We start from the raw sequence: 24713 nt of genomic DNA on the forward strand, positions 1-24713 counted from the left end.
ATGCTGCTGCTGGCCGCGGAATCCCAGGGTGCGCTGGTCGCGGCGGAGATGCTGCAGGACGGACTGCCCTGGCGCCGGGACGTCCACGAGGAGATGCTGCGGCGCCGGCTCGGGCCCCGCCCCCGGGAGGGCGAACGGCCGCGGCTGCTGCAGGAGCTGGCCCAGCGCATCGCCGCCGGCCTCGGCGTCCCCGGCCTCAATCCCGATTCTCCCCAGGACCTGCTGCGGGGACTCACGGCGGCCGGGGTGCGGGTGTCCTCCACCCGGGCCTGGGAGCTGAAGGAATGGGCCCGTGGCGGCGGTGCGGACTCGCCACGCCGCACGGAGCTGGTGGCACCCGTGCTGGAGTACAAGCACCTGTACCGGCTGTGGACGGCCAACGGCTGGCACTGGCTGGACGAGTGGGTCCGGGACGGCCGCTTCCACGCCGCGTACGCGGTGGGCGGCGTGGTGACCGGGCGCTGGGCCGCCCACGGTGGCGGGGCCATGCAGGTCCCCGCGGCCGTGCGGGATGCCGTGCGGGCGGACCCCGGATGGCTGCTCACCGTGGCCGATGCCTCCCAGGTGGAGCCGCGCATCCTGGCGGCCATGTCACAGGACCGGGCCCTGGCCGCCGCCGGCTCCGGGCACGACCTGTACCTGGCGGTGGCGGAACAGGGCCGGCGGGCCGGGTCCGGGATCGGCGACCGGACCCGGGCGAAGATCGCGCTGCTCGGTGCCATGTACGGGGCCACGACGGGTGACTCGGCCGTGCTGATGCCGCACCTGCGCCGCCTGTACCCCGAGGCCATCGGGCTGCTCGAGCGCGCCGCCCGCCGCGGCGAGGAGGGCGGCCAGGTGACCACCTGGCTGGGCCGGACCTCCCCGGTGGTGGGGCCGGACTGGCTGGCCGGCGTCCGGGACGTCGGCACGGCCGAGGCCGAGTCCCGGTCCCGGTCGATGCGCGCGGCGGCCGGCCGGTTCACCCGCAACTTCGTGGTCCAGGGCACGGCGGCCGAGTGGGCCCTGTGCTGGATGGGCGAGATCCGGCGCCGGTTGCGCGCGGGCCACCGGGACCATCCGCGGGGGCTGCGGACCCGGCTGGTGTTCTTCGTCCACGACGAGGTGGTGCTGCACGGGCCCGCCGAGGAGGCCCCCGCCGTCGGACAGATCGTCACCGAGGCGGCCGCCACCGCCGGCCGGCTGCTGTTCGGGGCGGCACCGGTGGAGTTCCCGCTCACGGTCGCCGCGGTGGAGTCCTACGCCGAGGCGGGCTAGGACCGTTCCACCCGGGTCAGGTGTGGGCGCGGCACCGGGCCTGGTAGGTCTCCGTGCCGCCCACGTGCTCGGCCCGGGCGGCCCCGCCGGCCGTCGACGGCGTCCCGCTGGGAACGACCCGCACGTGGAAGGCGGCGTCCCGGCCGCACACCGAGCAGACGGCGGTCAGCTTGACCACCTCCTCCGCCAGGGCCATGAGCGCCGGCAGCGGTTCGAACGGCAGGCCGTCGAAGGTCACGCACAGCCCGGAGACCACGACCGTGAGCCCCTCCCCGGCCAGCCGCGTGACCACCGGGACCAGGTCGGAGCCGAAGAACTGGGCCTCGTCGATCGCCAGCAGGTCCAGGTCCTGGCCCGCCACGAGACCGGCCAGCCCGGCGGCGTCGGGCACGGAGCGGGCCGGGATGCGCTGCCCGGCGTGGGAGGCCACGTCCCGCGAGCCGTGCCGCACGTCCAGGGCGTGGTTGACCACCTCCACGGACAGTCCGGCCAGCCATGCGCGGCGGACCCGGCGCATCAGTTCCTCGGACTTGCCGGCGAACATCGGCCCGGCGATCACCTGCAGCTGACCGGTCCGCTCCCCCGCGAGGGCGAGCGGGCCGCTGCCCCACAGCCCGGTCACCGGGTGACCTCGCGGCGGGCACCGCGGACGACGCGGACCCAGGACCCGACCATGGCCAGCGTCGTGGCCGCCCAGGCCGCCAGGGCCACCCAGACCCACAGTTCCCCGACCCGGGCCACGATCGGCAGCTGGTCCGCCCGGCCCAGGTACATCCCGGCCACGGCGTACATGCCCAGCGGGAAGACGATGCTCCACAGCGTCGGGGTGTACCGCAGGGGGACCTTCTTCAGCACGTGCCGCCAGACACCGGCGGCGAAGAGCACCGGGATCAGCCACGTGGCGAAGCACCAGAGCACGACCGCGGCCCCCGCCACGAGGCCGCGGACGGCGTCCACCATCGGGGTGCTCTCCATCTCCACGATCCGCGCCCCGGCCACGATGGTGATGGCGATCGCGCCCATGGAGACCCAGTAGGGCGGCTGGAACTGCTCGGGCTCCAGCGGGTAGGCCAGCATCCGGTAGACCACCAGGATGGCCACGGCCACGTACAGCACCAGCCCGACCGACCAGGCGAAGACGGCCAGCATGGCCAGCCCCTGGCGCATCTCCGCCAGCTCGGGTTCCAGGGTGGCCGCCACCACGGCCACCGACTGCGCGGCGACCACCCAGATGAACCAGGTGCCGTTGGCGGCGGCGGTCACCGGCCGCTCGGACCGGCCCAGCACCGCGGCCCACGGCACGGCATAGCCCAGCAGCAGCCAGCTCACCGACCCGACCACGAGCAGCGCCGCGGCGGGCCCGATGATGCCGGTGCCGGCCAGCGAGGCTGCCAGCACGTCCGTGGCCGCCACGAAGGTGAACACGAGGAACGCCCTCGCGGAGTCGTGGAAGTCGGCCGCGTAGGCACCGCGATACGCCAGCAGCCGCCAGCCGTTGAGCACCACCAGCACGGCGTAGCCGACGGCGGCCAATACGATCAGCGCGGCAGAGAACCGGTCCCAGCCCCGCTGCGCCGCGCCGATGGACAGGATGCCCGTGCCCATCACGAAGGCGAAGTATCCCGGGGAGAGCCGCTCGGGCGTGAACCGGCGCAGCGAGGAGGACAGGGGTGGGCGCCGCGCAGGTCTCGTCACGGTGCCCATGGCCCCGATGCTAGTCAGCCGGTCCCGTTCCCGCCCATCCGGTAGCGCTCGGTGGAACCGGCGTCCGGGAACGGGGAGTCCGTCGGGGTGCGGAACGGCTCGGCCTCGACGCTGCCGGACGCCTGTTCCATGAAGTCCATCCACTGCGGCCCGGCCAGGGTGCTGCCCCAGAAGTGCTCGTGCTCCTGCCCGTTGACCCGGGTTCCGGCCAGGGTCTTCAGGTCCGTGTACCGCCCCACCCAGCTGGCCGTGGACAGCCCGGACGTGTAGCCGATGTACCAGGTGGAGGACTGGGAATTGTTGGTGCCGGTCTTGCCGCCCATCGGCACCCCCGGGTCCACGCCGGCCTCCTCCGCGTTGCGCCGGCCGATCTGGGTCAGCGTCTCGTTCAGCTGGGCCACCACCTCGGGATCGAGTGCCTGCTGGCAGTCCGGGCCGCCGACGTCGTACCGCTTGCCGGTCGAGTCCGTGACGGACTCGATCGCGCGGGGACGGCAGTACCGGCCGTCGTCCGCGAAGGCGGCGTAGGCCGCGGCCTGGGTCATGGGGGCGAACTCCTCCGAACCGAGGATGAAGGACGGGTTGCCCGGGTTCAGCGGCTGGCCGTCGTCCGCGCGGTGCACGCCGAGCCGGGTGGCCACGTCGGTGATGTCACACAGGTCCAGTTCCTGGGCCATGTTCACCATGACGGTGTTGATGGACCAGTACAGGCCGAAGTCGGCCGTCATCGGGCGCTTCATGTCGTCGATGACGTTGTTGACCTTCCATCCGCCCTCGTCCGGGATGGACACCGATCCGCCGGGCTGGCAGGAGGCGCGGAACTGCTCGCCCTGGCGCCAGTGGTCCTGGGAGGCGTCCACGAGGTCCGCCATGGACCGGCCGTCCTCCAGCCACGCCGCGGCCACGTAGGGCTTGAGCGAGGACCCGCCCTGGAAGCCGTTGCCCCCGCCCTGGGCGGCGTCCACGTTGAAGTTCAGCACGGTGTTGCCCCGGCCCTCCTCGGGTGAGTACCGCGTGTTCTGGGCCATCGCCCGGACGTTGCCGGTGCCCGGCTCGACCGAGACGAGGGCGGACCCGGCGCCCGAGGAGTCCGTGGCCGGGACGGTCTCCTCGACCGAGGCCTGGGCCTGCTGCTGGAGCTTCGGGTCCAGGGTGGTGGTGATCTCGAGCCCACCGCGGTGCAGCAGCTGCTCGCGGGACTCCGGATCCGGCCCGAAGGCCTCGTTGGAGCGGACCTCGTGCTGGACGAAGTCGCAGAAGTACGGAGCGGCGGAGGAGGAGATGCAGCCGGCCTGCTCGGGGTGGACGTCCAGGCCCAGGTCGCTGGCCGTGGCCTCGGCGTGTTCGGCGTCCGTGATGAAGCCCTGGGCCAGCATCGAGTCCAGCACCACGTTGCGCCGCTCCACAGCGGCCTCCGGACGGGTCTGCGGGTTGTAGCCGTTCGGGGACTTCACCAGCCCGGCGAGGGTGGCCGACTGGGCGATCGTCAGCTCGGAGGCCGGCACGCCCCAGTAGTACTGCGCCGCGGCCTCCACCCCGTAGGTGCGCCCCCCGAGCAGCACGATGTTCAGGTAGCCCTCGAGGATCTCGTCCTTCGTCATCTCCTGCTCCACCGAGACGGCGAGCTTCATCTCGCGCAGCTTGTCCATGTACGTCTTGGTCCCGGAGATCGTCAGCTTCTCCTTGCCGCTGAGCATGTCCGCGTTGATGAGCATGTTGTTGACGTACTGCTGGGTGATGGTCGAGGCCCCCTGCTCGGAGTCAGTGGAGGCGTTGTTCACGAGCGCACGGCCGATGCCCTGCGGGTCCACGCCGCCGTGCTCGTAGAACCGCTCGTCCTCGATCGCGACGATCGCCTCCTGCATGTTCGGGCTGATCTGGTCCAGGCCCACCGGCTTGCGGTTCTCCGCGTAGAAGGTGGCCAGCTCGGTGCCGTCCGAGGCCAGCACCCGGGACGGAACGCTGATCGGCTCCTCGCGCAGCGCTGTGGGGAACTCGTCGAGCAGCTCGGAACCGGTGGCCACGGTGGCGCCGCCGGTCGCGGCCAGGGGCAGGGCCAGCCCGGCCACGAGGATCCCGGCCAGGACGCTGGCGCCGAGGAAACCCAGGACCTTCCCGGTGGTGGTGGACAGTGCAGAGCGGACAGAACGCATCCGAAGACCCTCTCAACCGATCCTGACCGCCGGCTGGTCATGAGCCCAGAGCGCGCTGGTGGTGCGTGAGTCGGGTCACGGTGGTGCATGCCCCCGAGGACGTCGGCCGCGGCGGACACCGCACCCTCGCGTCGGCCCCGGTCCCGTTCGTAGGCTGGAACCCGACAGGAGCGCCGAGGTGGAGGGAGGACGCATGGAGGCGGTACACGTGCTGGTGTCCGGCACCGTGCAGGGCGTGGGCTTCCGCGCCACCTGCCGGCGGGCCGCGGCGTCGGCGGGGGTGACCGGCTGGGTCCGCAACCTCGACGACGGCCGGGTCGAGGCGCTCTTCGCCGGTCCCGCCGCGGCGGTGGAGGCCATGGTCGGGTGGTGCCGGTCCGGACCCGGTGCCGCGGAGGTCGAGGCGGTACGCGTCGACCGCCTGCAGGCCCCGCCGTCCGGCCTCCCCGGGCGCTTCGAGGTGCGCTGACGCCCCTGCCCGCCGCCCGTCATGGCCCGGAGGACATCGCCCCCTGCGGACCCGCACGGACGTGTCCCCTGGACGCGGACGGATCCTCCACCCGCCCCTCGCCGGCCGTTCGTCGGCGCCTACAGGACCAGGGCGGCGATGATCCCGCCGAAGAACAGCGGGATGTTGAAGTGCAGGAACGTGGGCACGCAGGTGTCCCAGATGTGGTGGTGCTGGCCGTCCACGTTCAGCCCCGAGGTCGGGCCGAGGGTGCTGTCCGAGGCGGGCGAGCCGGCGTCGCCAATGGCTCCGGCCGCCCCCACCAGGGCGGCGGTGGCGAGCGGGCTGAACCCGACGGCGGCGCACAGCGGCACGAAGATCGCCGCCAGGATCGGGACGGTGCCGAAGGACGAGCCGATGCCCATGGTCACCAGCAGTCCGACGACCATCATGACCACCGCCGCCAGCAGCCTGCTGTCCCCGATCCAGCCGGTCGCGGACGTCACGAGCTCGTCCACGGCGCCCGTCTCGGACAGCACGGACGAGTACCCCGAGGCCACCAGCATGATGAAGGCGATCGTGCCCATCATCGTCACGCCGCCGTGGGCGAGTTCGTCGGAGGTGCGCCAGCGCTCGCCGCGGAAGACGAAGATCACGAGGATGCCGCCGAGCGCGGCGATGACAAGCGAGCCGAACGCGATCTGGAGCACGAGGGTGACCGCGAGCCCGATCAGCACGACGACGTGCTGGCGTGTCCAGCCTGACTCATGACCCGAGCCCTCCGCACCGTCGTGCGAGGGACCGAACGCGAAGGCGGTGAGGTCCGGCGCGGCGTCCCGGTACTCCCGCGCCCGGCGGTAGCTGAAGAGGATCGCGATGACCAGGCCGATGACCATGCTGGCGACCGGGATCGCCATGGCCAGGGAGATCTGCCCGAGCTCGACGTCCATGCCGTACTTGGCCATCTCGTCGAGGATGATGTTCTGGAAGATCAGGCCGAATCCCAGCGGGATCAGCATGTAGGGGGCCTTCAGGCCGAAGGTCAGCGCGGTGGCGACGGCCCGGCGGTCCATCCTCATCCGGTTGAACACGCTCAGCAGCGGCGGGATGAGGATCGGGATGAAGGCGATGTGGACCGGGACGATGTTCTGCGACAGGCAGGCGAGTCCGGCGATCCCGAAGAGGGTCATCGCCCGCCGGCCGGAGATCAGCGGCAGGATCCGGCGGATCAGCTTCCCGGTGATCCCGGAGCGGGCGACCATGACCGACAGGATGCCGAGCAGGATGTAGCTCAGGGCGGTCTCCCCCTGGCCGCCGAGCCCGTCGACGAGGATGGTCACCGTCTCATCGGGGGTCAGCCCCGCGAGCAGTCCCGCGACGAGCGTGGCGATGAGCAGGGCGACGATGACGTTCACGCGGGCCAGGCTCAGCGCGGCGAGCACGAGCACGGACACGACGACGGGATTCAACAGCACAGCGGGGACGACCTCTTCGGTGGCGCGGGCGGCGTGATGGCGCATCCGCGCCCCGAAGAGTGTAGCCGGAGTACGGGTCTACTCACCCGCAGCACGGTGCCCTTACCGGTGACCCGACGGCGGCGGGCCCGGTCAGCCGAACAGGCTGAGCAGGATGCCCCCGACCGCCACGATGCCGGCGATGACCACGAAGACGTTCGAGATCGCGCCCCGGAACGGCGCCAGGGCGGGGACCTTCCGGATGGCGTACATCGGCATCAGGTAGAGCACGGCCGCGATGACCGGCCCGGCCAGTGATTCGATGAGTCCCAGGATGCTCGGGTTGAGCACGCCGGCGATCCAGGTGCTGGCGATGAGGAACACGCTGATCCCGATCCGCAGTCCGCGGTCGGAGAAGCGCCGGGACTGCGGGTCCACCATCCCGCGCATGATGCCCTGCGCGCCCTCGAACGCCCCGAGCCAGTGGCCGAAGAAGGACGAGCCGATGGCCGTGACAGCCACCGCCGGCCCGAGCCAGGCGATGATCGGCAGGCCCATGACGTTGGCCAGGTGGGAGAGCACCGGCAGGTTGGCGTCCTTGGCGGCCTGCAACCCCTCGGGGCCGAGGGCCAGCACGCAGGACCAGACGAAGCCCATGGTGAAGACCACCAGCAGGATGGAGGTGACGCGCAGGACGGAGGAGGCCTTCTGCACCGAGCCCGCCCCGTAGCGCTGGCGCAGGGACACCGAGAACTGCGAGATCGCCGGGGAGTGGTTGAACGCGAAGACCAGCACGGGGATCATCAGCCACAGGGACATCGCGAAGTCGCCGGCGGCGGGCACGGCCCCGAAGCCCTCGAAGGACCAGGACGGGATGAGCAGCAGGGTGACGGAGAACAGGACCGCGATCAGCGGGTAGACCAGCCACTGGGTGACGATCAGCATGACGCGCTGGCCGGCCACCATCACGGCGGACATCAGCAGCACGAGCACCCCGGAGAGCAACCAGCGCGGCCACGGGTCCATGCCCAGCTGGTTGACCATGAGGCTGTCCACGGTGTTGGTGATGCCGACGCCGTAGATGAGCACGATCGGGAAGATCGCCAGGAAGTACAGGATGGTGACCAGGCGTCCGGCGGCCTCGCCGAAGTAGTCCCGCACCACGCCGGTGATGTCACGGTCGGCCCGGGGCGAGGCGACCACCATGCGGGACAGCGCCCGGTGGGAGAAGTAGGTCATCGGCCCGATGATCAGCGTGGCGATGATCAGCGGCCACATCCCGCCCAGGCCGGCATTGATCGGCAGGAACAGGACGCCGGCGCCCACGGCGGTACCGAACAGGCCGATCGTCCAGCTCGAGTCGAAGCGGTTCCAGCCCGGCGCGGCGGCCGTGCCGTCCGGACGGCCGGGTGCCGGGCTCTCGAGGGTCGGGGCTGCGGCGGGGGCGTGGCCGGCTGGTCCGGCCTCGGTCCCGACGGCGACGGGCCCGGTGGGGCGGCTGGGTTCCATGGGTTCTCCTCAGGTGGACGTGGGACGGTGGTCCCCTCGTGTCCTCCCCGCTCTGTCCATGGACCTGAGAGTTTCGCGTCGTGCCGGCCCGGAGCCGGTCGGCCGCTTGCCCCGTCGGTGGTCGCGCGTGGGTGTGGCGACGCTTTCCAGAGGTGCCCAGCGATCCGGTACGGGGGCCTGAGAGATTCCCGGGGAGGGCTTGCTCCTTCGGCGTCGCGCATCTTAGGTGGTGCGGGATCTCTCCCGGACCGCTCAGTGGCTGATTCCGGGAGACAACTGTAATGCACCTCACACGGGTGCGTGAAATCGCGGCCGGGTCCTCACCGCGCGGGCGTGCTCCTGCGGGACTTCCGGACGATGCCGGTGTCCTGCATGTCCTCGAGCTCGCGGCCCTTCGTCTCCGGGACGAAGCGCCAGACGAAGAGGAAGGACAGCACCGCCATCACCGCATAGAGCCCGTAGGCCACGGTCAGCCCGATCTCGGCCAGCCACGGGAACGTGGTGGAGACCGCGAAGTTCGCGGCCCACTGGGCCGCCGCGGCCACGGCGAGCGCCCCGGCGCGAATCCGGTTCGGGAACATCTCCCCCAGCAGGACCCACACCAGGGGCCCCCACGTGGCACCGAAGAAGACCACGAAGGCGTTGGCCGAGATCAGGGCCACCGTGGACCACGGCTGGCCCAGCTCTGCGGCCGTGGTGCCGTCGGCGCCCTGGACGACCTGCGCGAAGGAGAAGGCCACCGCCATCAGGCCCAGTGAGGCCGCCATGCCCAGGGACCCGACGAGCAGCATGGGGCGCCGCCCCACCCGGTCCACCAGCAGGATGGCCACGATCGTCACCAGGATGTTCGTGACCGACGTGATCACCGTGATCGTCAGGGCGTCGGACTCCCCGAAGCCCACGGAGCGCCACAGCGTGGTCGAGTAGTAGAAGATCACGTTGATGCCCACGAACTGCTGGAACACGGACAGGACGATGCCGATCCACACGATCGGCCTCAGGCCCATCGCCGGTCCGCGCAGGTCGCGCAGGGACTCCCGCCGCTCGGACTCCAGGGTGTCCTTGATCTGCTCGATCTTGAGGTTGACCCGTTCGATGCCGGTGAAGTCGTACAGGACCTGGGCCGCACGGTCGAGGTCACCGCGGGCGACCAGGTACCGGGGTGACTCGGGCAGGCGGAACGCGAACGCCCCGTAGAGCACCGCCGGCACGGCCTCGGCCATGAACATCCAGCGCCAGGCCTCCAGTCCCCACCACAGCGTCTCGGCCGCGCCCCCGGCCAGGTTCGCGAAGAGGGCGTCGGACAGCAGTGCCACGAAGATGCCGGTCACGATGGCCAGCTGCTGCAGGGAGCCCAGCCGGCCCCGGACGCCGGCCGGGCTCACCTCGGCGATGTAGGCCGGGGCGATCACCGAGGCGGCGCCCACGCCCAGGCCGCCCACGACCCTCCAGATGATCAGGCTCCACACGTCGAAGGCCAGCCCGGAGCCGAGCGCGGAGACCAGGAACAGCACCGCCGCCAGCAGCATGACTCGGACCCGGCCGAAGCGGTTGGCGACGGGACCGGCGAACCAGGCCCCCAGGGCGCAGCCGATCAGGGCCGAGGACACGACGAAGCCGGTCAGCCCGGGTCCGAGTGCGAAGCCCGACTCGAGGGCGTCGACGGCGCCGTTGATCACCGCGGTGTCGAAGCCGAACAGGAAGCCACCCAGGGCGGCGGCGATGCAGATGCCGATCACGCGGATGTTCACGCGGTCGGCGGGATTCTTCGGCGTCATGACTTCCTCCGTGGGGGCGTGACCGGATGCCCCACCCTACTGCCGCTCCATGCCAGGGCGCAGGTCCTGGGACCCGCGAGGCCTGGGACCCGCCAGGCCGGGCCCGGGCCCGCGCTCCGGCCGCCCGCAACACTCTCCCCTTCGGGTCACTCCGACTGTAAGATGGATCTCAGTCAACTTAGGGTCATCCAGACCCTAAGTGGGAGGACGGGAGTCAGGGTGGATCAGCACACAGCCCGGTTGGCGGTGTCCACCGTCATCTTCGCGCTGCGTTCCGAGGCCGGGGACCCCCCGGCCCTGTGGACCCCCTTCGTGCGCCGCACCCGGGAGCCCCACCTGGACCAGTGGGCCCTGCCCGGCGGCTGGCTGCCGGACGCCGAGCCGCTCGAGGACGCCGCCGCCCGGACCCTGGCCGAGACCACCGGACTGCGCCCCAGCTACCTCGAGCAGCTCTACACCTTCGGCGCCCTGGACCGCTCCCCCACCGGCCGCGTCATCTCCGTCGTCTACTGGGCCCTGGTGCGCTCGGACGAGGTGACCGACGCCGCCGTGGGGAACAACGTCCAGTGGTTCCCGGCCGATGACCTCCCCGCCCTGGCCTTCGACCACAACGCGATCGTGGACTACGCCCTGCAGCGGCTGCGCACCAAGGTCGAGTACGCGCGGATCGCGCACACCTTCCTGGGTGAGACCTTCACCCTGGCCCAGCTCCGCTCGGTCCACGAGGCCGTCCGGGGCCAGCCCCTGGACCCGGCGAACTTCCGCCGCTCCATCACCGCCTCGGCGGACATCGTCGAGACCGGCGAGCGCCTGGCGGGCACCCCGCACCGGCCACCCCGGCTCTACCGCTACCGGCAGTTCACCCCGGGCAGCACCGACCCCATCCCCACCGAGCAGACAAGGACCCTCTCGTGACCACCACCGCCGACTCCCCCGCAGTCACTCCGCCGGACCGCTCCGGTTCCGGCCTGTCCCCGCGCGGCGCCTCCGTGCACCGCACACTGGACCTCATCGCCACCGGTTCCACGGGTGGCTCCTCCTGCTCCCCGGACCTGACGGCCGGGCCCTGGACCTTCGACGCCGGCACCCCCGGGTACGGACCGGGCGCCTCGCAGCAGGACGCGATCCCCGCCGGTGCACCCCGGCAGGGCGCGCTCCCGGAGGAGTACCAGCGCGCCTCCGACGAGGAGCTCCACGAGCGGATCCGCGTGGCTAAGGAGACCCTGGGCGAGAGGGTCGTGGTGCTCGGCCACTTCTACCAGCGCGACGAGGTGGTGGCCCACGCGGACTTCGTGGGCGACTCCTTCCAGCTCGCCAAGGCCGCCAGGACCCGCCCGGAGGCCGAGGCCATCGTCTTCTGCGGCGTGCACTTCATGGCCGAGACCGCGGACCTGCTCTCCACCGAGGACCAGGCGGTCATCCTGCCGAACCTCGCCGCGGGCTGCTCGATGGCGGACATGGCCGACCTGGACTCCGTCGCCGACTGCTGGGAGCAGCTCGAGGAGGTGTACGGCACCGCGCCGGACGAGGCGGGCCGCGCTCCGGTCATCCCGGTCACCTACATGAACAGCTCGGCCGCCCTGAAGGGCTTCGTGGGCGAGCACGGAGGGATCGTCTGCACCTCCTCCAACGCCTCCTCCGTCCTGGAGTGGGCCTTCGAGCGCGGCCAGCGGGTGCTGTTCTTCCCGGACCAGCACCTGGGCCGCAACACCGCCAAGGCCATGGGCATCGGCCTGGACCGGATGCCGCTGTGGAACCCGCGCAAGCCGCTGGGCGGCAACACCGAGGAGGAGCTGCAGCAGGCCAAGGTCCTGCTGTGGCACGGCTTCTGCTCGGTGCACAAGCGCTTCACCGTGGACCAGATCGCCCGGGCCCGCGCCGAGCACCCGGACGTCCACGTGGTCGTGCACCCCGAGTGCCCGATGCCGGTGGTCGACGCCGCGGACTCCGCCGGCTCCACGGACTTCATCGTCAAGGCCATCCAGGCCGCCCCGGACGGTTCCACCTTCGCGATCGGCACCGAGATCAACCTCGTCCAGCGCCTGGCCGCGCAGTACCCGCAGCACACCATCTTCTGCCTGGACCCGGTGATCTGCCCCTGCTCCACCATGTACCGCATCCACCCCGGTTACCTCGCCTGGGTGCTCGAGTCGCTGGTCGCCGGTGAGGTGGTCAACCGCATCCAGGTGCCCGCCGACGTCGCGGACCCGGCGCGGGTCGCCCTGGAGCGGATGCTCACCGTCGCCCCCGCCGCCCGTCCGGTCCCGACGCCGGCCGGTCCGGACGCGGGCGGGGCCGCGGCCGGTGCGGACGCCTCACCCGCGGGACCGGCCACGGGGGCGACGCGATGAGCGCCTGGTCCCAGCCGGTCGGGCGAGTCCAGGTCGAGCGGATCGTCGCCGCGGCCCTCGAGGAGGACGCCCCCTGGGGCGACCTCACCTCGGAGGTGCTGGTGCCGGCCTCGGCCACGGGGACCGCGCGACTGGTGGCCCGTGAGCCCGGCGTGCTGAGCGGCACGGCGGCGTTCACGGCCGCCTTCCGGCTCGTGGACCCGGAGCTGTCCGTGAGCACCTGGGTCCAGGACGGGGCGGCGTTCGAGGCCGGCACCGTGCTGGCCGAGGTCAGCGGCCCGGCGCGCGCGATCCTGCGCGGCGAGCGGATCGGCCTGAACTTCGTCCAGCGGATGTCCGGCATCGCCACCGAGACCTCGCGCTACGTGGCCGCGGTGGCGGCCACCCCCGCGCGGATCGTGGACACCCGCAAGACCACCCCGGGCCTGCGCGTCCTGGAGCGCCAGGCGGTGCGCGACGGCGGCGGCCACAATCACCGGCACTCCCTCTCGGACGCGGTGATGGCCAAGGACAACCACCTGGCGTTCCTGGCCGGTGCCGGCGTCAGCCTGACCGAGGCACTGGTGCGGGCCCGGCACCTGCTCCCCCACACGGCCCACCTGGAGGTCGAGGTCGACCGGCTGGACCAGATCCCGGACGTGCTCGCCGCCGGGGTGGACACGATCATGCTGGACAACTTCACCCTGGACGAGTTGCGCGAGGGCGTGGCGATCATCGGCGACCGGGCCATCGTGGAGGCCAGCGGCGGCGTCAGCCTGGACACGGTCGCCGACATCGCCGCCACGGGCGTGGACGTGATCTCCGTGGGGGCGTTGACGCACAGCGTGCGGTCCCTGGACCTCGGGCTGGACGTGGGGACGTGATCTACCTCGACCACGCCGCCACCTCCCCCGTGCGGCGCGAGGCGCTGGAGGCGATGTGGCCGTACCTGACCGGGGACTTCGGCAATCCCTCCAGCCACCACGGCCTGGGCGAGTCCGCCGCGGCCGGGCTCGAGGCCGCCCGGCGGTCCGTGGCCACGGTGCTGGGCGGGCGCGCGGCCGGCGTCGTGTTCACCGGCAGCGGCACCGAGGCGGACAACCTGGCCGTCAAGGGCATCGCCCTGGGTGCGCCGCGCGGCCGGCACCTCATCACCACGCCGCTCGAGCACGAGGCGGTGCTGGCCTCGGTGGACTACCTGGTCCGCGCGCACGGTTTCACCGCCGATCACCTCACCCCGGACGAGCACGGTCTCGTCTCCCCGGCGGAGCTCGCCGGGCTCATCCGTCCGGACACGGCGCTGGTCTCCGTGCAGTACGCCAACAACGAGATCGGCACCGTCCAGCCCATACCCGAACTGGCGGCGGTGGCGCGGGAGCACCGGGTGCCGTTCCACACGGACGCGGTGCAGGCGGCCGGTTGGCTGGACCTGGATGTGGGGCGCCTGGGCGTGGACGCCCTGAGCCTGTCCGGGCACAAGGTCGGGGCCCCCAAGGGGGTCGGCGTCCTGTGGGCCCGCAGCCGGCTGGCCCTGGAACCCGTCGTGCACGGCGGCGGCCAGGAGCGCGGCCGGCGCAGCGGCACCGAGAACGTGGCCGGCGCCGTGGCCCTGGCCACCGCCCTGGCGGCCGCCGAGGCCGAGCGGGCCGGCGTCGGGCCCCGGGTGCGCGCCCTGCGGGACCGGTTCGTCGAGCAGGTGCTGCGCGAGGTGCCCAGCGCGCGGCTGACCGGAGATCCGCAGCGGCGGCTGCCGGGGACGGCGTCGTTCGTGTTCGCCGGCACGCACGGGGAGGCCGTGCTGCTGGAACTGGAACGGCGCGGGGTCGTCTGCTCCTCCGGGTCCGCCTGCGCAGCCGGCTCGGATGAGCCGTCCCACGTGCTCACGGCGCTGGGCGTCCCGGCCGGACTGGCCAGGACCGCGGTGCGGTTCACCTTCGGCCCTGACTCCGCGGAACAGGACGCGGAGCTGGCGGCGAGCGCCGTGCGGGACGCCGTGGTGGCGGTGCAGGGGCTGCAGACCGCGGGCTGACCCGGCCCGCCCGGCCGCTCAGCCGGCCACGCCGGTCCATCCGCAGAAGGCCAGTCCCACGACGATCCCGACGATCGAGCCGAGCACCACCTCGGCGGGCTCGTGCCGGGCCAGGCGCACCCGGGACCAGCTGACGCCGAACCAGAGCGGGACGAGGACGGCGAGCAGTGTCCAGGCCCCGGCGACGGCGGGGACGACCACGGCGGTCAGCGCACCGATGAGGGCGTGGACACTGACCTTGATGCGGGTGTTCAGGGCCATCACCACCAGCAGGGTGCCCACGGCCAGGACCACCGCGGCCCGCATCACGGTGCCGGTGGGCACGAGGAAGGCCAGGGCCGCCCCGAGGAGGATGGACCCGAGGGCCAGGGCGTAGAACAGATGCCGTTGGGTCCGGTGGACGATGAACTTGTCCGTGACCACCTTCCGGTGTGTCATCACGAGGGAGATGGCCTGCGGCACGACGGCGATCGGCACGACCGTGAGCAGCGCGCTGCGCGCCCAGTGGGGATCGGTGTGCACGGCCACCACCACGAGGACCACGGCGACCAGGACGAAGGGGCTCGCCGCCTCCGTCAGGACCGTGGCCAGCCGGTCCAGCCCGCGCGCACCGGCCCTGCCTCCGCGGCCGTCGTGCCTCGTCAGGTCGTTCGTCGTTCCCGTCATCGTGCCCCTTCCCCGGCCAGTCTAGGAGCCCGAGGGACCGCCGCCGTGCGTGGCACGGGGTCTGGCCGCGGCGGGGCAGCCTCCGTTACGGTGGCCAGCACGACCCCCGGGCGCACCGGCCCGGGCCGAACCCCGGAGGACACCATGGCCAACAACGTGTACAACGTCACCGAGATCGTCGGGACGTCCCCTGACGGCGTCGACGCAGCGGTCACCAACGCCGTCACGGAGGCGGCGAAGACGTTGCGGAACCTGGACTGGTTCGAGGTCCAGTCCATCCGGGGTCATATCGAGGACGAGCGGATCGCCGACTGGCAGGTGACCATCAAGCTGGGCTTCCGGCACGAGGGCTGAGCCGTGCGGGAGCTCCCCTCACCCGGCATCCTGACGGCCTGGGAGTTCCCCCGCGGGCCGGCGGACCTCGGTCACGGCCCCCTCCTGCAGGCGGGCGGCGGAGCGCCGGTCCAGCCACCGGGGCACGGCGGCACAGTAGTCCTCGTACGCGGCGCCGAACCGCTCGCGGAGTGCCCGTTCCTCCGCGGGGATCTGGGTGCGGTCCATCAGCATGACGAAGGCCGCCACCGGGACCCACGCGGCCCAGCGGCCCCGCCGGATGGCGTGTGCGGCCAGGAGCCCGGCCATGCCGAGATACATCGGGTTCCGGGTGACCACGTTGGGCCCGCTGGTCACCAGGGTGGAGGCCCGCTCCGGTTCCCGGGGGTCGACCGTCGTCCGGTACACCAGGAACTGGGCCGACGCCCCGATCATCGTGACGGCAGAGGCGGTCGCGACCGTCTGGGCAGCTGCCCGCCGGAGCGGTCCTGCTGTCGCGCCGGCCGGCAGGATGCGCTGCAGGGCGGCGGCGGACAGTGCCAGAAGGGGCGGGGGGATCCGTGGGTTCTCCATCCAGTGATTGTGCAGGTCACGGCACGGAGGCACCAGAGGTGAGGCGTGGCACCCCGCCCCGGACCGGCTCTCCGGGTGTCAGCTCACCCGGCCGGGGCCGCGTCCGCATCGTCCCCAGCGCCCGGGGCAGCCAGCGTGGCCTCCCGGGAGCGGCGCCGGGACTGCGCCGGCGGGGCCAGGTCGAGCTGCCGGTCCAGCGCGAGGGCCGCGTCGATGAGCGCCAGGTGCGTGAAGGCCTGCGGGAAGTTGCCGATCTGCTCGCCCGTGAGGGCGATCTCCTCGGAGTAGAGGCCCAGGTGGTTGGCGTAGGTCAGCATCTTCTCGAAGGTGATCCTGGCCTTGTCCAGACGACCGGACTCGGCCAGCGCGGCGACGTAGGCGAAGGTGCACAGCGAGAACGTCCCCTCCGTGCCCCGTAGGCCGTCCGGCGAGGCCTCGGGGTCATAGCGGTACACCAGGCTGTCGGTGACCAGCTCACCGTCCATCGCCTCCAGCGTCGAGCTCCACATCGGGTCGGTGGGGCTGATGAACCCGAGTGTCGACATCCTCAGCAGCGAGGCGTCCAGCACGTCGGTCTCGTAGTGCTGGCGGAACGCCTGCCGGGTGGGGCTCCAGCCGCGGTGCATGATCTGGGTGTAGATGGCGTCCCGTTCGGCCCGCCACCGCTCCAGGGGCGCGGGCCGTCCGTTGTCCGTGGCCAGCCGGATGCCGCGGTCAAGGGCCACCCAGTTCATCAGGCGGCCGTAGGTGAAGTCCTGGCGGCCGCCGCGGGTCTCCCAGATGCCCTCCTCCGGCTGGTCCCAGTTCTCGGCGACCCAGTCCAGGAGGTCGCAGATCCGGAGCCAGCCCTGATGGGTGGCCCGGAGACCGTGGCGCGAGGCCACGTAGAAGCTGTCCATCGCCTCACCGTAGATGTCCAGCTGCAGTTGTCCGGCCGCCCCGTTGCCGATGTGCACCGGCCTCGACCCGCGATACCCCTCCCAGTGGTCGAGGACCTCCTCCGTGAGGTCGGTCGATCCGTCGATGCGGTACATGATGTTCAACGGGCCGTTCCCGCCGGGGTGCGCCTGGTCCTCCATCCGTTCCCTCAGCCACCGGGCGAGCGCCGCGGCCTCCTCGGAGAACCCCAGTCCCAGCAGGGAGTAGACGGAGAAGGACGCATCACGCACCCACGTGAAGCGGTAGTCCCAGTTGCGCTCCCCGCCGATCTGCTCCGGCAGGCTGGCGGTCGGTGCCGCGACCAGGCCGCCGCTGGGCGCGTAGGTCATGAGTTTGAGCGTGATGGCGGAGCGGTGCACCATGTCGCGCCACCGCCCCGCGTACGTCGACCCCCCGAGCCACGCCTCCCAGAAGTCCACCGTCTCGTCGAACAGCCGCCAGGCCTCGGCCACGCGCACTGACCGGACGGGGCCGGCCACGCCCGTCTCGATGAACAGGCCCCGCGCCTGGCCGGCGGCCAGGGTGAGCTCGACGTGCACGTCGCCGCCGTCGAGCACCCGCACCCGGCCCAGTCGCTCGTCGTCGGGTTCGCGGACCAGGTGCGCCGTCATCGACGTGCGGGGGCCCTCGAAGACCGCACCGTCCTCCGTGACGCGGGTCTGGTGTGGCTCGCGCCCGTAGTCGAACCGCGGGGCGACCTCGATCTCGAAGTCCATCTGCCCGCGCACGCACCGCACCATGCGGACCAGGCGCCGGCCCGGAGTCGCGGCCGGACCGGCCACCGGCATGAAGTCGACCACCTCCCCCACGCCGGCCTCGGTGATGAACCGGGTGACCAGCACCGCGGTGTCGGGGAAGTACATCTGCTTGCCCGTGAAGACCTCCGCGGTCGGGCGCACCCGGCAGCGGCCACCGTTCGCGGCGTCGAGCAACGCCCCGAAGACGCTGGGCGAGTCGAACCGCGGTGCGCAGAACCAGTCCACCGACCCGTCGGTCGCGACGAGCGCAGCGCTCTGGAGGTCACCGATCAGACCGTGGTTGGCGATGAGCGGGTAGTCGGTCATGGCAGAACCCTTCGTTGGACGACGGGGCCGCACCGCCGGCGGTGCAGACGTGTCGTTCTCAGGGTCGGGCGTCGGGACCGCGGCCGCATCATACGCGGCGGGTGATGTTCCGGGATGCCCGACGGCGGCACGATGGCCACGGGCCCCGGGCGCGGGGACAGGTCTCGACTCGAGTGGGGTGCCAGATGACCGGAAACGGAATGGACGACCGACCATCACGTGCCCAGCGCGGGGCGCTCCTTCCCCTCGCCCTGGCACAGTTCATCTGCAGTTTCGCGGGATCGAACATGAACGTGATGATCACCGACATCAGCGAGGACCTGGACACCACGGTCCAGGGCGTGCAGATCGCGATCACGGTCTTCCTGCTGGTCATGGCGGCCTTCATGATCCCCGGGGGAAAGCTCACCGTCCGGTACGGCCGCAAGCGGTGCTTCATCACCGGCCTCATCGTCTACGGCGTCGGCGCGCTGGTCAGCGCCGTGTCCCCCGGACTGGGTGTGCTCATCCTGGGCAACTCCCTCCTCGAGGGCATCGGCACGGCGCTGCTCATCCCGCCCGTCTACATCCTCGCCACGCTGTACTTCGCCGACCTCACCTCACGGGCACGGGCGTTCGGCACCATCAGCGCGATGGCCGGCGTCGGGGCCGCGGCCGGGCCGCTGATCGGTGGGGCCATCACCAGCTTCATCAGCTGGCGTGCCGCCTTCGTGTTCCAGGCGCTGATCATCGCGGTCATCGTGCTGCTGAGCCGCCGGCTCGTGGATCCCCTGCCGGCCGAACCGGACCGGCCGTTCGACACCGTCGGCGCGGCGACCTCGGCGGCGGGTCTCATCCTCATCGTCGCGGGCATCCTGGCCGCGGACGACAACGCCTGGCTCATGCTCGCCCTGCTCGCGGCCGGCGCCCTCCTGCTGACCCTGTTCTTCACGATGGGGCGGGCCAAGGAACGGGCCGGGAAGGAGCCCCTGCTCTCGAGCGCCATGTTCCGCGACCGGACGGCCAACCTGGGGATGATCACGCAGAACCTCCAGTGGCTGATCCTGATGGGCGTCTCATTCACGGTGGCTGCCTACCTCCAGGTGGTCCGGGGCTACGGTGCGATCGAGTCCGGCGTGATCTTCACGTTCGCCACCCTCGGGATCCTGCTGTCCTCGATCGGTGCCCAGCGCTTCGCGGAGCGGCGGCCGCAACGGACCCTGATCATCGCGGGTTTCGCCATCACCGTCGTCGGCATCGGCGTCCTGATCCTGATGGTCGACGTCTCCCCCAGCGCCTGGGCGTTCTCACCGGGCCTGTTCCTCATCGGTTTCGGTCTCGGCGGCATGCTCACGCCCTCGGTGAACATCGTGCAGTCCGCCTTCGCCGACGAACTCCAGGGGGAGATCTCCGGACTGTCCCGGAGCGTGTCGAACCTGGGCTCCTCGCTCGGCACGGCGATCGCGGGCACGATCCTCGTCGCGGGCCTGTCCACCGGCGCCTACGCCACCGCGATGATCGCACTGGCCGTCGTGGGGCTGCTCGGACTCGGGCTCGCCACGTTCCTGCCGCGCACCCCGGCCCCGACGGGTGCCCGTGCCTAGCGTCACAGCGGTAGGACGGATGTCCAGGAGGATCCTGGTCCCGGCCCCGACCGGTGCCACCGTCCGCGGTGAGGCACACTGGTCGGGTGGATGACCTGCACGTGCCCCCGGGCCCCGGAGCACCCAGTGGCCTCACGGTGTCTGAGGGAGAACTGGTGGAGCAGTTCTCCCGGTCCTCCGGTCCCGGGGGCCAGGGCGTCAACACCGCTGACTCACGCGTGCAGCTCAGCCTCGACCTGCGGACGACGACGGCGCTGAGCGACACCCAGCGTGCCCGCGCCCTCGACCGGCTCGCCGAGCGGCTCACCGGGTCGGTGCTCACCATCACCGCCTCCGAGCACCGCTCGCAACGACGGAACCGCGCCGCCGCGAGGCAGCGCCTCGCCGGATTCCTGCGCGAGGCCGTCGTCCCGCCGGTCCCGCGACGATCGACCCGGCCCACGCGTGGCTCACAGCGTCGGCGGCTGGAGGCGAAGGGCAGGCGGTCCGAGGTCAAGCAGAACCGTCGGCGTCCGCGTCACGACTGAGGCCCCGGCGGGGACGGCAGCACCGTGGCGGCCCGCCTCCGGCCGGGCGACGACCGTGCCCCGATGCTTGCGGGCCCCCGGGGAGCGGGCCGAGAATTGCCGTGGGTCCTGACGACCCACGGAGCGAAGGAGATTCCGATGTCGGACTATGAGCTGAAGAACGTCTCGGCTCCCGACGAGGTCAGGGAGTTCCCGCTGGGCACGGGCGAGATCGTCACCATCGGGGGTGGGCAGGTTGCCCTCATCACCCTGCAGCCCGGCTGGAAGTGGTCGGAGCACGTCAAGCCGGTGGCCGGCACCGATCTCTGCGAGGCGCCGCATTTCCAGTACATGATCTCCGGTCAGGTGCACATCCGGATGGCGGACGGCAGCGAGTTCGACGCCCGCGCCGGTGACGTGGTGGTCGTCCAGCCCGGGCACGATGCCTGGGTCGTCGGGGACGAACCCGCGGTCACGGTCGACTGGGGCGGCGCGCACGTGTGGGGCAAGCCGCAGGGCTGAGGGGCCTCAGCGCCGCCGCTCGGTGACCTGGCCCGCCTCGACGTCCCACCACCGGTCCGTGCGCACGGTCGCGAGCATCCTGCGGTCGTGCGTCACCAGCAGCAGCGCCCCGTCGTAGGACTCGAGGGCCTGCTCCAATTGCTCGATGGCCTCCAGGTCCAGGTGGTTCGTGGGCTCATCGAGGACCAGGAGGTTGACCCCGCGCGCCTGCAGCAGGGCCAGCCCGGCACGCGTGCGCTCCCCCGGGGAGAGTTCGTCCACGGGACGGTTCACGTGGTCCGCCCGGAGCCCGAACTTGGCCAGCAGCGTTCGGACCTCGCCCGTCGCCAGCTCCGGGACGAGCGCCTCGAACGCCCCGGCGAGCGGCCGGGTCCCCGCCAGCAGGGAACGTGCCTGGTCGACCTCCCCGATCTGCACACTGGTTCCGAGGGTGGCGGACCCCTCGTCCGGCAGGTGCCGGCCGAGAAGTCCCCGGAGCAACGTCGACTTGCCGGCCCCGTTCGGACCCGTGATGCCGATGCGCTCCCCCGCGTTCACCTGGAGGGACACCGGCCCGAGCGTGAACGACCCGTGCCGGAAGACCGCCGCGCTGAGCGTCGAGACCACCGAGCTCGATCGCGGTGCCGCGCCGATGCTGAACTCGAGCCGCCACTCCTTGCGCGGCTCCTCCACCTCCTCGAGCCGCGCGATCCGGCTCTCCATCTGCCGCACCTTCTGGGCCTGCTTCTCACTGGACTCGGTCGAGGCCTTGCGCCTGAGCTTGTCGCTGTCCGGCGCCTTGCGCATCGCGTTGCGCACGCCCTGGCTGGACCACTCCCGCTGGGTCCTGGCCCGGGCGACGAGGTCGGCCTTCTGCCCGGCGAACTCGTCGTAGCGTTCCCTCAGCTGCCGGCGGATCGTCGCCCGTTCCTCCAGGTACGAGTCATAGCCCCCGCCGTACACGCGGTTCGACCCCTGCGCCAGGTCGAGTTCCAGCACCCGTGTCACGCAGCGCGCGAGGAACTCCCGGTCGTGGCTGACCAGCACCACACCGCCGCGCAGGCCGCGGACGAAGTCCTCGAGCCGCTCGAGGCCGTCGAGGTCGAGGTCGTTGGTGGGTTCATCCAGCAACACGATGTCGAAACGCGAGAGGAGCAGCGCCGCCAGTCCCACGCGGGCCGCCTGGCCTCCCGAGAGCGAGGTCATCAGCGCCTCCTCGACCGGGACGCCGTCGAGGTCGAATCCGAGCTCCGCGAGTACGGCCGGAAGCCTCTCGTCGAGATCGGCGGCGCCGCTGGCCAGCCAGCGGTCCAGCGCGGACGCATAGGCGTCGTTCGCGGCCTCGGCGTCCACCGGGTCGGCGAGCGCCTCGGCCGCCGCGTTCATCTCCCGGGTCGCCTGCGCGCATCCGGTCCGCCGGGAGATGTAACCGGCCACGGTCTCACCGGCGACCCGTTCGTGCTCCTGCGGCAGCCAGCCGACGAACGCGTCAGCGGGAGAGAGGGACACCGACCCTGCCTGCGGGGCGTGGACACCGGCGAGCAGCGAGAGCAGCGTCGACTTCCCGGCGCCGTTCGCGCCGACCACCCCGACCACGTCCCCGGGCGCCACCGTCAGGTCCAGCCCGTCGAAGAGGGTGCGGTGGCCGTACCCGCCCGCCAGCCCGGCGGCCACCAGTGTCGCGGTCATCGTTCACTCCTGTCCGAACAGGTCAGAGGACCTTCTTGACGACGCTCGACTTCAACTGGATCCGCCCGAAACCGGGCACCGTGGCGTCGATGTCATGGTCACCCACGCCGTCGGTGATGAGGCGGATTCCGCGCACCTTCGTGCCGACCTTCACGACTCCGCCGCCACCGCCCTTGACCTTGAGGTCCTTCGCGATGGTCACGGTGTCGCCGTCGGCCAGGGGGTTCCCCACCGCATCCCTGATCCCGGCCGGCGTCTGCTCGGGAGCCTCACCGGCGGTGCCGTCGTCGGCAGCCCACTCGTGCCCGCACATGGGGCACACCAGCAGCGGGCCCTGCTCGTAGGCATACGCCTCACCGCACTCGGGGCAGGGCGGGAGCGCGTCAGACATTGAAGCGGAACTCCACCACGTCGCCGTCCTGCATGACGTACTCCTTGCCCTCCATGCGGACCTTGCCGGCGGCCTTGGCCTCGGCCATGGAACCGGCGGCCACGAGGTCCTCGAAGGACACGATCTCGGCCTTGATGAAGCCGCGCTCGAAGTCGGTGTGGATGACGCCGGCGGCCTTGGGGGCGGTGTCGCCCTTCTTGATGGTCCAGGCGCGGGCCTCCTTGGGCCCGGCGGTCAGGTAGGTCTGCAGCCCCAGGGTGTGGAAGCCGGTGCGGGCCAGCTGGTCCAGCCCGGACTCGTCCTGGCCGTTGAGCTCGAGCATCTCGCGGGCCTCCTCCTCGGAGAGCTCCACGAGGTCGGCCTCGAGCTTGGCGTCCAGGAACACGGCGTCGGCCGGGGCCACGAGGTCGCGCAGTTCCTGCTGCCTCGCCTCATCACCGAGCACGCCCTCGTCGCAGTTGAACACGTAGATGAACGGCTTGGCGGTCAGCAGGCTGACCTCGCGCAGCCACTCGGTCTCGGGCGCGTCCTTGGCCTTGCCCTGCACGGCGGCGTAGATCGTCTCCCCCCGCTCGAGCACGGCCAGGGCGGACTGCAGGGCCTCGAGCTCGGCGGCGTCGCGCTTCTTGCCCTTGACCTCCTTCTCGACGCGCGGGATCGCCTTCTCGACGGTCTGCAGGTCGGCGAGGATCAGCTCGGTGTTGATGGTCTCCATGTCCGAGGCCGGGTTGATCTTCCCGTCCACGTGCACCACGTCCGGGTCGTCGAAGGCGCGCACCACCTGGGCGATCGCCTCGGCCTCGCGGATGTTCGCCAGGAACTGGTTGCCGAGCCCCTCGCCCTCGGAGGCGCCCTTGACGATGCCGGCGATGTCCACGAAGGACACGGTGGCCGGCAGGATCTTCTGCGAACCGAAGATCCCGGCCAGCGTCTCGAGCCGCTCGTCCGGCAGGTTCACCACCCCGACATTCGGCTCGATCGTGGCGAACGGGTAGTTCGCCGCGAGCACGGTCTGACGGGTCAGGGCATTGAAGAGGGTGGACTTGCCCACGTTGGGCAGGCCGACGATTCCGATAGTAAGAGCCACGGTGGTCCATCCTACCGGCGTGCGGGGCGGCGCCCGGCAGGGCGTCCGGCAGGGCGTCCGGCAGGGGCATCCGGCAGGGGCATGCGGGGCCGCCCGGGGGTGGTTGTCCTTCGCCTCCGGACACCGATAGCGTCGAGGACGTGACTGAGCAGCCAGAGCAGACCCCGTCCCCGTCCACCGACCCCGCCGCCATCCCCGGGGCCGCGGCCCCGCAGGGCCAGCAGGAGGCTCCGGGCACGACGGCGAATCCAGGCCTGGTGCCCGCCGGCACCGCCCTGCCCGAGGGCCAGCCGCAACCGCCCTCCGAGCGCATCTCGCCCCTCGTGTTCCTGGCGATCGAGCAGGCCCTGGAGTTCGCCTCCGAGGGCGCCGACGTGGCGCCGTTCCTGCTCGGCTACGTGGACGAGGAGCAGAAGGGCATGTGGCGGCTGCCCGGGGCGGACGAGGCGCAGATGCGCGAGCAGATCGCCCAGCTGAGCCCGCGCCCGCACCTGGCCGTGTCCGTGTTCGACGCCCGCCTCGAGGTCAACGGCGAACCGCACGACGCCTTCGTGCTGGAGGCCTTCGACGACGAGGAGGACCGCTCGGCCACCGTCATCCAGCTCTACTCCCCCGCGGCCGCAGGGGTCGCCGAGGGCGCCGAGCCCGGACAGGCGGAACCGATCGGCGCCCCGCAGCTGTACGCCAACGGGGAGAACGTCCTGCGCGCCTGAGTCCGG

The 24713-nt window shown here is 71.8% G+C and carries 23 protein-coding genes and 2 riboswitches; of the genes, 11 read left to right on the top strand and 12 right to left on the bottom strand.

Features of this window, described 5'->3' with window-relative positions; genetic code table 11:
- Positions 1 to 1257, top strand: a 1257-nt coding sequence (locus tag PLJ28_RS06485; protein WP_324589978.1) for a bifunctional 3'-5' exonuclease/DNA polymerase, incomplete at its 5' end; no start/stop codon positions are given.
- Between the two features lie 16 nt (positions 1258 to 1273).
- On the opposite strand, the gene PLJ28_RS06490 is transcribed toward PLJ28_RS06485, so the two are convergent.
- Genes PLJ28_RS06490 through PLJ28_RS06500 form a run of 3 tightly spaced genes read right to left on the bottom strand, consistent with a single transcriptional unit; the run spans position 1274 to position 5114 of the window.
- Positions 1274 to 1879 carry a thymidine kinase gene (locus tag PLJ28_RS06490; RefSeq protein WP_298041862.1) on the bottom strand — a complete coding sequence of 202 codons (606 nt, stop codon included), beginning with the start codon at positions 1877 to 1879 and terminating at the stop codon, positions 1274 to 1276.
- Entirely contained in the window at positions 1876 to 2961 is a 1086-nt protein-coding gene (locus tag PLJ28_RS06495) for a tellurite resistance/C4-dicarboxylate transporter family protein (protein WP_324589979.1), read from the bottom strand. Before PLJ28_RS06495 ends, PLJ28_RS06490 begins: the two co-directional genes overlap by 4 nt.
- Before the next feature lie 14 nt (positions 2962 to 2975).
- On the bottom strand, positions 2976 to 5114 hold the full coding sequence (locus PLJ28_RS06500; RefSeq protein WP_298041860.1) for a transglycosylase domain-containing protein: 2139 nt from the start codon (positions 5112 to 5114) through the stop codon (positions 2976 to 2978).
- A 193-nt stretch (positions 5115 to 5307) separates the two neighbouring features.
- On the opposite strand from PLJ28_RS06500, the gene PLJ28_RS06505 reads away from it, so the two are divergent.
- Complete coding sequence (locus tag PLJ28_RS06505; protein ID WP_298041859.1) at positions 5308 to 5583, top strand: acylphosphatase; 276 nt, start codon at positions 5308 to 5310, stop codon at positions 5581 to 5583.
- Between the two features lie 119 nt (positions 5584 to 5702).
- On the opposite strand, the gene PLJ28_RS06510 is transcribed toward PLJ28_RS06505, so the two are convergent.
- The 3 genes from PLJ28_RS06510 to PLJ28_RS06520 form a co-directional block, all read right to left on the bottom strand.
- Complete coding sequence (locus PLJ28_RS06510) at positions 5703 to 7037, bottom strand: Na+/H+ antiporter family protein (RefSeq protein ID WP_324589980.1); 1335 nt, start codon at positions 7035 to 7037, stop codon at positions 5703 to 5705.
- Between the two features lie 132 nt (positions 7038 to 7169).
- Positions 7170 to 8525 carry an amino acid permease gene (locus PLJ28_RS06515; RefSeq protein WP_298041857.1) on the bottom strand — a complete coding sequence of 452 codons (1356 nt, stop codon included), beginning with the start codon at positions 8523 to 8525 and terminating at the stop codon, positions 7170 to 7172.
- Between the two features lie 50 nt (positions 8526 to 8575).
- Positions 8576 to 8677, bottom strand: a riboswitch (glycine riboswitch).
- A gap of 3 nt (positions 8678 to 8680) precedes the next feature.
- Positions 8681 to 8781: riboswitch (glycine riboswitch) on the bottom strand.
- 64 nt (positions 8782 to 8845) lie between these two features.
- A complete protein-coding gene (locus tag PLJ28_RS06520) occupies positions 8846 to 10303 on the bottom strand; it encodes a sugar porter family MFS transporter (RefSeq protein WP_183527228.1) in 1458 nt (485 codons plus the stop codon).
- Positions 10304 to 10522: 219 nt separating this feature from the next.
- On the opposite strand from PLJ28_RS06520, the gene PLJ28_RS06525 reads away from it, so the two are divergent.
- The 4 genes from PLJ28_RS06525 to PLJ28_RS06540 all read left to right on the top strand — a co-directional run bounded on the left by PLJ28_RS06525 (position 10523) and on the right by PLJ28_RS06540 (position 14662).
- Positions 10523 to 11218: an NUDIX hydrolase gene (locus tag PLJ28_RS06525; RefSeq protein WP_183527230.1), complete on the top strand. Its 696-nt coding sequence runs from the start codon at positions 10523 to 10525 to the stop codon at positions 11216 to 11218.
- 74 nt (positions 11219 to 11292) lie between these two features.
- Complete coding sequence (nadA, locus tag PLJ28_RS06530) at positions 11293 to 12654, top strand: quinolinate synthase NadA (protein WP_370577167.1); 1362 nt, start codon at positions 11293 to 11295, stop codon at positions 12652 to 12654.
- Positions 12651 to 13517 carry a carboxylating nicotinate-nucleotide diphosphorylase gene (gene nadC / locus PLJ28_RS06535; RefSeq protein WP_010144385.1) on the top strand — a complete coding sequence of 289 codons (867 nt, stop codon included), beginning with the start codon at positions 12651 to 12653 and terminating at the stop codon, positions 13515 to 13517. The genes nadA and nadC overlap by 4 nt, the downstream gene beginning before the upstream one ends.
- The gene (locus tag PLJ28_RS06540; protein ID WP_298044481.1) at positions 13514 to 14662 is read left to right on the top strand and encodes a cysteine desulfurase family protein; all 1149 of its coding nucleotides are present in this window, start codon (positions 13514 to 13516) and stop codon (positions 14660 to 14662) included. Before nadC ends, PLJ28_RS06540 begins: the two co-directional genes overlap by 4 nt.
- A gap of 18 nt (positions 14663 to 14680) precedes the next feature.
- Here PLJ28_RS06540 and PLJ28_RS06545 read toward each other — a convergent pair whose 3' ends face one another.
- The gene (locus tag PLJ28_RS06545) at positions 14681 to 15328 is read right to left on the bottom strand and encodes a phosphatase PAP2 family protein (RefSeq protein ID WP_298044479.1); all 648 of its coding nucleotides are present in this window, start codon (positions 15326 to 15328) and stop codon (positions 14681 to 14683) included.
- A gap of 144 nt (positions 15329 to 15472) precedes the next feature.
- Between PLJ28_RS06545 and PLJ28_RS06550 the strand changes: the two genes are divergently transcribed.
- Positions 15473 to 15682 (top strand): dodecin, encoded by a 210-nt coding sequence (locus PLJ28_RS06550; protein ID WP_183527238.1) that lies wholly within the window; start codon positions 15473 to 15475, stop codon positions 15680 to 15682.
- Positions 15683 to 15700: 18 nt separating this feature from the next.
- Here PLJ28_RS06550 and PLJ28_RS06555 read toward each other — a convergent pair whose 3' ends face one another.
- Both PLJ28_RS06555 and PLJ28_RS06560 read right to left on the bottom strand, forming a co-directional pair.
- Complete coding sequence (locus tag PLJ28_RS06555) at positions 15701 to 16234, bottom strand: methyltransferase family protein (RefSeq protein WP_298044477.1); 534 nt, start codon at positions 16232 to 16234, stop codon at positions 15701 to 15703.
- Between the two features lie 83 nt (positions 16235 to 16317).
- Positions 16318 to 18237, bottom strand: a complete 1920-nt coding sequence (locus PLJ28_RS06560; RefSeq protein ID WP_324589981.1) for a glycoside hydrolase family 15 protein — start codon at positions 18235 to 18237, stop codon at positions 16318 to 16320.
- A 185-nt stretch (positions 18238 to 18422) separates the two neighbouring features.
- Between PLJ28_RS06560 and PLJ28_RS06565 the strand changes: the two genes are divergently transcribed.
- The 3 genes from PLJ28_RS06565 (at position 18423) to PLJ28_RS06575 (ending at position 20848) form a co-directional block, all read left to right on the top strand.
- Positions 18423 to 19820: an MFS transporter gene (locus PLJ28_RS06565; RefSeq protein WP_183527244.1), complete on the top strand. Its 1398-nt coding sequence runs from the start codon at positions 18423 to 18425 to the stop codon at positions 19818 to 19820.
- Between the two features lie 86 nt (positions 19821 to 19906).
- Positions 19907 to 20347, top strand: coding sequence for an alternative ribosome rescue aminoacyl-tRNA hydrolase ArfB (arfB, locus tag PLJ28_RS06570; RefSeq protein ID WP_324589982.1), 441 nt, complete (start codon positions 19907 to 19909; stop codon positions 20345 to 20347).
- Between the two features lie 138 nt (positions 20348 to 20485).
- Complete coding sequence (locus PLJ28_RS06575; RefSeq protein WP_324589983.1) at positions 20486 to 20848, top strand: cupin domain-containing protein; 363 nt, start codon at positions 20486 to 20488, stop codon at positions 20846 to 20848.
- A 6-nt stretch (positions 20849 to 20854) separates the two neighbouring features.
- Here PLJ28_RS06575 and PLJ28_RS06580 read toward each other — a convergent pair whose 3' ends face one another.
- The 3 genes from PLJ28_RS06580 to ychF are packed head-to-tail and all read right to left on the bottom strand — an operon-like array spanning position 20855 to position 23994.
- A complete protein-coding gene (locus PLJ28_RS06580; protein ID WP_324589984.1) occupies positions 20855 to 22516 on the bottom strand; it encodes an ABC-F family ATP-binding cassette domain-containing protein in 1662 nt (553 codons plus the stop codon).
- A 22-nt stretch (positions 22517 to 22538) separates the two neighbouring features.
- On the bottom strand, positions 22539 to 22907 hold the full coding sequence (locus PLJ28_RS06585; protein WP_183527252.1) for a zinc ribbon domain-containing protein YjdM: 369 nt from the start codon (positions 22905 to 22907) through the stop codon (positions 22539 to 22541).
- Positions 22900 to 23994, bottom strand: coding sequence for a redox-regulated ATPase YchF (gene ychF / locus PLJ28_RS06590; RefSeq protein ID WP_183527254.1), 1095 nt, complete (start codon positions 23992 to 23994; stop codon positions 22900 to 22902). The genes PLJ28_RS06585 and ychF overlap by 8 nt, the downstream gene beginning before the upstream one ends.
- 140 nt (positions 23995 to 24134) lie before the next feature.
- Between ychF and PLJ28_RS06595 the strand changes: the two genes are divergently transcribed.
- Positions 24135 to 24707, top strand: coding sequence for a hypothetical protein (locus PLJ28_RS06595; RefSeq protein ID WP_183527256.1), 573 nt, complete (start codon positions 24135 to 24137; stop codon positions 24705 to 24707).
- Positions 24708 to 24713 lie beyond the last annotated feature (6 nt).

Source organism: Citricoccus sp., from assembly GCF_035445025.1.
Taxonomy (GTDB): domain Bacteria; phylum Actinomycetota; class Actinomycetes; order Actinomycetales; family Micrococcaceae; genus Citricoccus.

Bases quoted from the DNA above. Each gene is read 5' to 3' on its own strand.
- PLJ28_RS06495 (WP_324589979.1), bottom strand. From the start codon at position 2,961: ATGGGCACCGTGACGAGACCTGCGCGGCGCCCACCCCTGTCCTCCTCG.
- PLJ28_RS06500 (WP_298041860.1), bottom strand. From the start codon at position 5,114: ATGCGTTCTGTCCGCTCTGCACTGTCCACCACCACCGGGAAGGTCCTG.
- PLJ28_RS06505 (WP_298041859.1), top strand. From the start codon at position 5,308: ATGGAGGCGGTACACGTGCTGGTGTCCGGCACCGTGCAGGGCGTGGGC.
- PLJ28_RS06515 (WP_298041857.1), bottom strand. From the start codon at position 8,525: ATGGAACCCAGCCGCCCCACCGGGCCCGTCGCCGTCGGGACCGAGGCC.
- PLJ28_RS06520 (WP_183527228.1), bottom strand. From the start codon at position 10,303: ATGACGCCGAAGAATCCCGCCGACCGCGTGAACATCCGCGTGATCGGC.
- nadC (WP_010144385.1), top strand. From the start codon at position 12,651: ATGAGCGCCTGGTCCCAGCCGGTCGGGCGAGTCCAGGTCGAGCGGATC.
- PLJ28_RS06545 (WP_298044479.1), bottom strand. From the start codon at position 15,328: ATGACGGGAACGACGAACGACCTGACGAGGCACGACGGCCGCGGAGGC.
- PLJ28_RS06550 (WP_183527238.1), top strand. From the start codon at position 15,473: ATGGCCAACAACGTGTACAACGTCACCGAGATCGTCGGGACGTCCCCT.
- PLJ28_RS06555 (WP_298044477.1), bottom strand. From the start codon at position 16,234: ATGGAGAACCCACGGATCCCCCCGCCCCTTCTGGCACTGTCCGCCGCC.
- PLJ28_RS06560 (WP_324589981.1), bottom strand. From the start codon at position 18,237: ATGACCGACTACCCGCTCATCGCCAACCACGGTCTGATCGGTGACCTC.
- PLJ28_RS06565 (WP_183527244.1), top strand. From the start codon at position 18,423: ATGACCGGAAACGGAATGGACGACCGACCATCACGTGCCCAGCGCGGG.
- PLJ28_RS06575 (WP_324589983.1), top strand. From the start codon at position 20,486: ATGTCGGACTATGAGCTGAAGAACGTCTCGGCTCCCGACGAGGTCAGG.
- PLJ28_RS06580 (WP_324589984.1), bottom strand. From the start codon at position 22,516: ATGACCGCGACACTGGTGGCCGCCGGGCTGGCGGGCGGGTACGGCCAC.
- PLJ28_RS06585 (WP_183527252.1), bottom strand. From the start codon at position 22,907: ATGTCTGACGCGCTCCCGCCCTGCCCCGAGTGCGGTGAGGCGTATGCC.